This is a genomic window from Enterobacter cloacae complex sp. IR5450, from assembly GCF_049238665.1.
In the GTDB taxonomy this organism is placed as follows: Bacteria; Pseudomonadota; Gammaproteobacteria; order Enterobacterales; family Enterobacteriaceae; genus Enterobacter; species Enterobacter hormaechei_C.
The window spans coordinates 1-5176 of sequence record NZ_JBMKIC010000070.1 but is presented as its reverse complement, the minus strand read 5'-3'; the positions used below and the strand labels follow the sequence as shown (position 1 = coordinate 5176).

Sequence of the window (5176 nt, the reverse complement as noted above, 5' to 3'; positions counted from 1 at the left end):
AACTCGCAGCTGTATTCTGCCGCACGTTCGCGTGACCAGGCGGCCATTCTGTTTAACCTGGCCTCCAAGATGTGCCGGATGAACCCGGTGCTGATGCAGTATGTGGCGATCAAGGATTCAGCAAAAGAAATTCACTGCCCTGAACTGGGTTCTTATTATCGCGCACTGAGCGCCGAAGCCACCACGGCCTACGGTTTCTCGCCGCGATTTGTCGCCCACGATGAGCTGGGGCAGGTTCGCGGGCCGCGCGACCCGCTTTATGAAGCGCTGGAAACCGCGACCGCTGCTCAGGATAACCCTATCTCGGTAATCATCAGTACCCAGGCACCCGATGCGAGCGACCTGCTCAGCCTGCTGATTGATGATGGCCTGACCGGGGCCGATCCGCGAACGGTGGTCAGGCTCCAGACCGCGCCGGAAGATATCGACCCTTTCTCTGTTGAAGCCATCAGGCTGGCAAACCCCGCCTTTGATGTATTCATGAACCAGAAAGAAGTGCTGGATATGGCCGCCAGCGCAAAACGCCTGCCGTCGCGCCAGGCAGAGTTTGAGAACCTTGTACTAAACCGCAGGGTTGAGGCGAAAAGCCCGTTCGTGAGTCAGACCGTCTGGCACATGAATAAAGAGGAACCCGGCGAACTGGCGGGCGCTACCGTCTGGGGCGGCCTGGACCTTTCCAGCGTGTCGGACCTCACCGCGCTGATTCTCAACACAACCCATGGCGATGTGCACTGTAAATTCTGGCTACCTGAGGAAGGGCTGGCTGACAAGGCGCGTAACGATCGCGTGCCTTATGACATCTGGGCGAGGCAGGGCTGGCTGAACACGACACCGGGAAAAGCCATTGAGTATGCCTTTATCGCCAGGGAGCTGCGGCGCGTTTTTGATATCTGTAACGTCAGGGTGCTGGCTTTCGACCGCTATAACATGCGTTTCCTTCGCCCTCATCTCATCGATGCCGGATTCACTGAAGCCGAACTTGAGCGGTTTGTGGAGTTCGGCCAGGGCTTTGTCTCTATGTCTCCCGCACTCAGGGAGCTTGAGGCCAGACTGCTCGGTGCGCAGCTGAAGCACGGCAACCATCCGATCCTCGAAATGTGCGCCAAAAACGCCACGGTAATCACCGACCCAGCCGGTAACCGCAAATTTGTTAAAGGCAAGTCCAGTGGCCGTATCGACGGCATGGTAGCACTGGCAATGTCCATCGGGGCACAGTCCAGTGACGATGTAGAGGACCCGGGAGATGTTAACGATTTTATCTATAACTTTTTGAGCGTGTAAAAATGGCAGATACCGATTACAGCATTGACCTGCGAACGCGATCGCCATTCTGGGCGCGCATGGCCTCCATCCTGACCGGTGGCAGACTGGTTACACCAGAGAAAGGCTCTCAGATGGCTGGCACCTCTGCGCACGGCGTTGTTGGTGAATCCGTTGTCACTGATGAGCGAAACATGCAAATCAGCACGGTGTGGGCCTGTATCCGTCTCATTTCTACAGTCACTGCATCTTTACCGCTTGATGTTTACGAAACCAAAGACGATCAGCGCAGCAAGGTTCCTGGCACCCATCCTCTCGCAAAGCTACTGAGGTTCCGGCCAAACAATTTCATGACCGCTCTGGAGTTCCGCGAGGCTATGACCATGCAGCTGTGCGCCTACGGCAATGCTTACGCGCATGTGGAACGTAACAGCGTTGGGGATGTTATCAGCATGGTTCCGCTGATGAGCGCCAATATGGAGGTGAGGCTCAGTGAGAATGGCAAAAACATTATCTACCGTTATCGGCGTGATAAGGAATATGCCAACTTTTCGCAAAAGGAAATTTTTCATCTTAAAGGGTTTGGCTTCAATGGACTCACCGGACTCTCACCGCTGGCCTTCAGTGCTAAGTCAGCCGGGGTGGCGATCGCCATGGAAGATAATCAGCGTGAGTTCTTCGCGAACGGCGCGAAGTCTCCGCAGATCCTGATGACTGATGGCAAGGTGCTGACTAAAGAGCAGCGCGGTCAGCTGGAGGAGAACTTTAAGGAGATTGCAGGCGGACCGGTTAAAAAGCGGTTGTGGATCCTGGAGAGCGGGTTTACTACGCAGGCTATAGGGGTTTCGCCTCAGGATTCGGAAATACTGGCTGCACGAAAATTTCAGGTCGCCGAACTGGCCCGCTTTTACGGTGTGCCTCCGCATCTGGTCGGCGATGTTGATAAAACCACCTCCTGGGGCTCGGGAATTGAGCAGCAAAACCTGGGTTTTCTTCAGTACACGCTAAAACCCTACCTTGACCGCTGGGAGTACAGCATTGAGCGCTGGCTGGTGAAAGAGTCAGAACAGGGCGCTATTCATGCCGAACATAACCTCGACGGGCTGTTACGCGGCGACTCAACAAGCCGGGCATCATTCATGCAGATCATGGTTAATACCGGCATTCGCACCGTTAACGAGGTTCGACGGCTGGATAACCTGCCACCACTGCCCGGCGGTGACGTGGCGACGCGCCAGTCGCAGAACGTACCCATTACCGATCTTGGATCAAGCAAAGAGCCCCGCAATGACGGGGCTTAATTTTTATGGGGGCCATGATGCCTGAAATTCAAAAGACGCTGGCGTTCGACCAGACAGAAATCAAGTTTACCGGTGACGGCAGTAAGGGAACGTTTGAAGGGTACGCCTCGATCTTCAATAACACCGATGCCGATGGCGACATTATTTTGCCCGGCGCTTTCGCTGGTGTGGTCGCGAACCAGAGCCGCAAGGTGGCGATGTTCTTTAACCACCAGACGCGAGCCATCCCGGTTGGCAAATGGGATGCCATGCACGAAGACGAGAAGGGGCTTTTTGTGCGAGGGCAACTTACGCCGGGGTTAAGTCTGGCAGAAGACCTTAAGGCCGCCATGCAGCATGGCACGGTTGAAGGCATGTCGGTGGGTTTTTCCGTCGGCCCCGAAGATTACACCGTCGGCACGTCAGGCCTCATTTTCAAACACATTTCTTACCTGCGGGAAATCAGTGTCTGCACCTTCCCGGCAAACGAGCTTGCGGGCGTAACCGCCATGAAGAGCATCGACGGCATTAAAACCATTCGTGACGCGGAGGCCTGGCTGAGGGATTCAGTCGGCCTTACTCGCGCAGAAGCGCAGGCGTTTATCGCCCGCGTGAAGTCCGCAGGCCGAAGCGAGTTCGGCGGCGGCGACATTGACGCGCTGGCACAGCGCATTACCTCATTTGCCGCTAACCTGCGGACACCTTAACGGAGTAACACATGTCTGAATTATCTGTACTGGAAAAAGCAATCGAGAACTCCCAGAAAGAAGTGAAAGAGCTTATCGAAGAACAGCGTAAATCCATCAACCAGAACGGGGAAATCAACAAGCAACTGCAGACCGATCTGGCTAAAGCCCAGGATGAACTGAAAAAAACCGGTACCCGCCTGTTTGATCTTGAGCAGAAACTGGCCGGAAACTCACCTGACCAGACCGCCCAGAAGTCCTTTGCAGAGCGCGTGTCCGAAGACCTGATGAAAGGCTGGGACGGCTCACGCACCAAAGCGAAAGTGACCAGTTTTGATAAAGCGATCGGGTCTGGCGCCAACTCCGCCGGCGCACTGGTTCTGCCACAGCAGCAGCCGGGAATCCTTATGCCTGGCCTCCGCCGCCTGACCGTACGTGACCTGCTGGCACAGGGGCGCATCACCAGTAATGCGCTGGAGTATGTTCGTGAGAACGTGTTCACTAACGCTGCCGCGCCAGTGGCGGAAGGCACCCTCAAGCCGGAAAGTAACATCACCTTCACCAAAGAAACGGCGAACGTGAAAACCATTGCCCACTGGATCCAGGCATCCCGACAAATCATGGATGATGCTCCAGCTCTGGAGTCTTACATCAATGCCCGCATGATGTACGGCCTGGCTCTGGTGGAAGAGAACCAGATGCTGAACGGGGATGGTACCGGCGACAACCTGCAGGGGCTGAACGTAGTGGCGAATGACTACGAAGCAGCACTCAACGCGACGGGGGATACTGGCGCTGATGTTCTGGCGCATGCCATCTATCAGGTATCGCTGAGTGAATTCGAAGCTGACGGCATCATTCTGAACCCGGCTGACTGGCACCGTATCGCGTTGCTGAAGGACGCTAACGGCAACTACATCCTTGGCGGCCCGCAGGCGTTTGCATCAAAAGTGCTTTGGGGCCTGCCAGTGGTATCGACCACTGCGCAGACGGCAGGCAAATTTACCGTCGGCGCGTTTGGCCTGGCGTCGCAGGTGTGGGATCGAATGGATGCCACAATCGAGATCAGCAATCAGGATCGCGACAACTTCGTTAAGAACATGCTGACTATCCTGTGCGAAGAGCGCCTGGCGCTGGCGCACTACCGTCCTGCCGCCATCGTCACTGGCGATATTGCGGTTTCTTCCGGCGAATAACAGAAGGGCGCGGTCAGCAATGGCCGCGTTTAACCTATGAAAATTAAAGCTCTCCGTATGTTCTCGCATTATCACCTGGGCACTGTATCCCAGGGTGAAACCCGCATCGTGAAAAAAGAGATCGGCGAGGCGCTGGTGAAACTGCATCTGGCAGAAGAGGTTGAGCCTGAAAAGGCAGAAATGCCAGATCCCGAAAAACCGAAAGCCGGGGGTAAAGGTGGAAATAAGCGCGGATCAAATGGCGCAGATAAAGACGCATCTCAGGGTTGATAGCGATGCCGAAGATGCGCTTATCGCCGCATACGCATCGGCCGCCGTCGATTATGTAGAGCATTTCTGTGACGGTGCGCTGGTGGAGGTACTGACGCCGCCTGCAGAAGAAAATGAGCCTCCCCGAGAGGTTCTTTTTACTTCTGGCATCTGGGCGGCAATGCTTTTGCTGATTGGCCACTGGTATGCGAACCGCGAAGCCGCGTCGCAGAATCTGGCGGAAACTCCGCTGGGCGTTGAGGCGTTGCTTATACAGCACCGTCGGTGGCACTGATGGCCTGCTCCGGATGCGCCGCCCGGCGTGAATGGCTTAAAAAGTGGATGAAAATCGCCTATGAACGAGCAACAGGTAAACCAGCTGCTGGCAGCAATGGCAGCCCAGACAGCAGCAATGAACCGAATGGCGGAGTCAAACGAGGCTCTGACGGCGGTGATCTACCAGTCGATGGTAGTGGAAGAGAGTGACGCTGAACTTCCACAGCAT

Annotated in this window: 6 protein-coding genes; all 6 read left to right on the top strand. The window is 55.6% G+C overall.

All coding sequences use genetic code 11. The annotated features are described in order from the left end of the window. Positions 1-1281, top strand: a 1281-nt coding sequence (locus ACOTYB_RS24535) for a terminase TerL endonuclease subunit (protein ID WP_421765912.1), incomplete at its 5' end; no start/stop codon positions are given. 2 nt (positions 1282-1283) lie between these two features. Continuing rightward, positions 1284-2561 carry a phage portal protein gene (locus ACOTYB_RS24530; protein ID WP_199130081.1) on the top strand — a complete coding sequence of 426 codons (1278 nt, stop codon included), beginning with the start codon at positions 1284-1286 and terminating at the stop codon, positions 2559-2561. A 17-nt stretch (positions 2562-2578) separates the two neighbouring features. Next, complete coding sequence (locus ACOTYB_RS24525) at positions 2579-3247, top strand: HK97 family phage prohead protease (RefSeq protein WP_421765914.1); 669 nt, start codon at positions 2579-2581, stop codon at positions 3245-3247. Between the two features lie 11 nt (positions 3248-3258). After that, positions 3259-4422, top strand: a complete 1164-nt coding sequence (locus tag ACOTYB_RS24520) for a phage major capsid protein (RefSeq protein WP_199130083.1) — start codon at positions 3259-3261, stop codon at positions 4420-4422. Between the two features lie 36 nt (positions 4423-4458). After that, entirely contained in the window at positions 4459-4692 is a 234-nt protein-coding gene (locus ACOTYB_RS24515; RefSeq protein WP_199130084.1) for a hypothetical protein, read from the top strand. After that, complete coding sequence (locus ACOTYB_RS24510; RefSeq protein ID WP_233171447.1) at positions 4661-4966, top strand: head-tail connector protein; 306 nt, start codon at positions 4661-4663, stop codon at positions 4964-4966. The genes ACOTYB_RS24515 and ACOTYB_RS24510 overlap by 32 nt, the downstream gene beginning before the upstream one ends. The last annotated feature ends 210 nt before the right edge of the window (positions 4967-5176 follow it).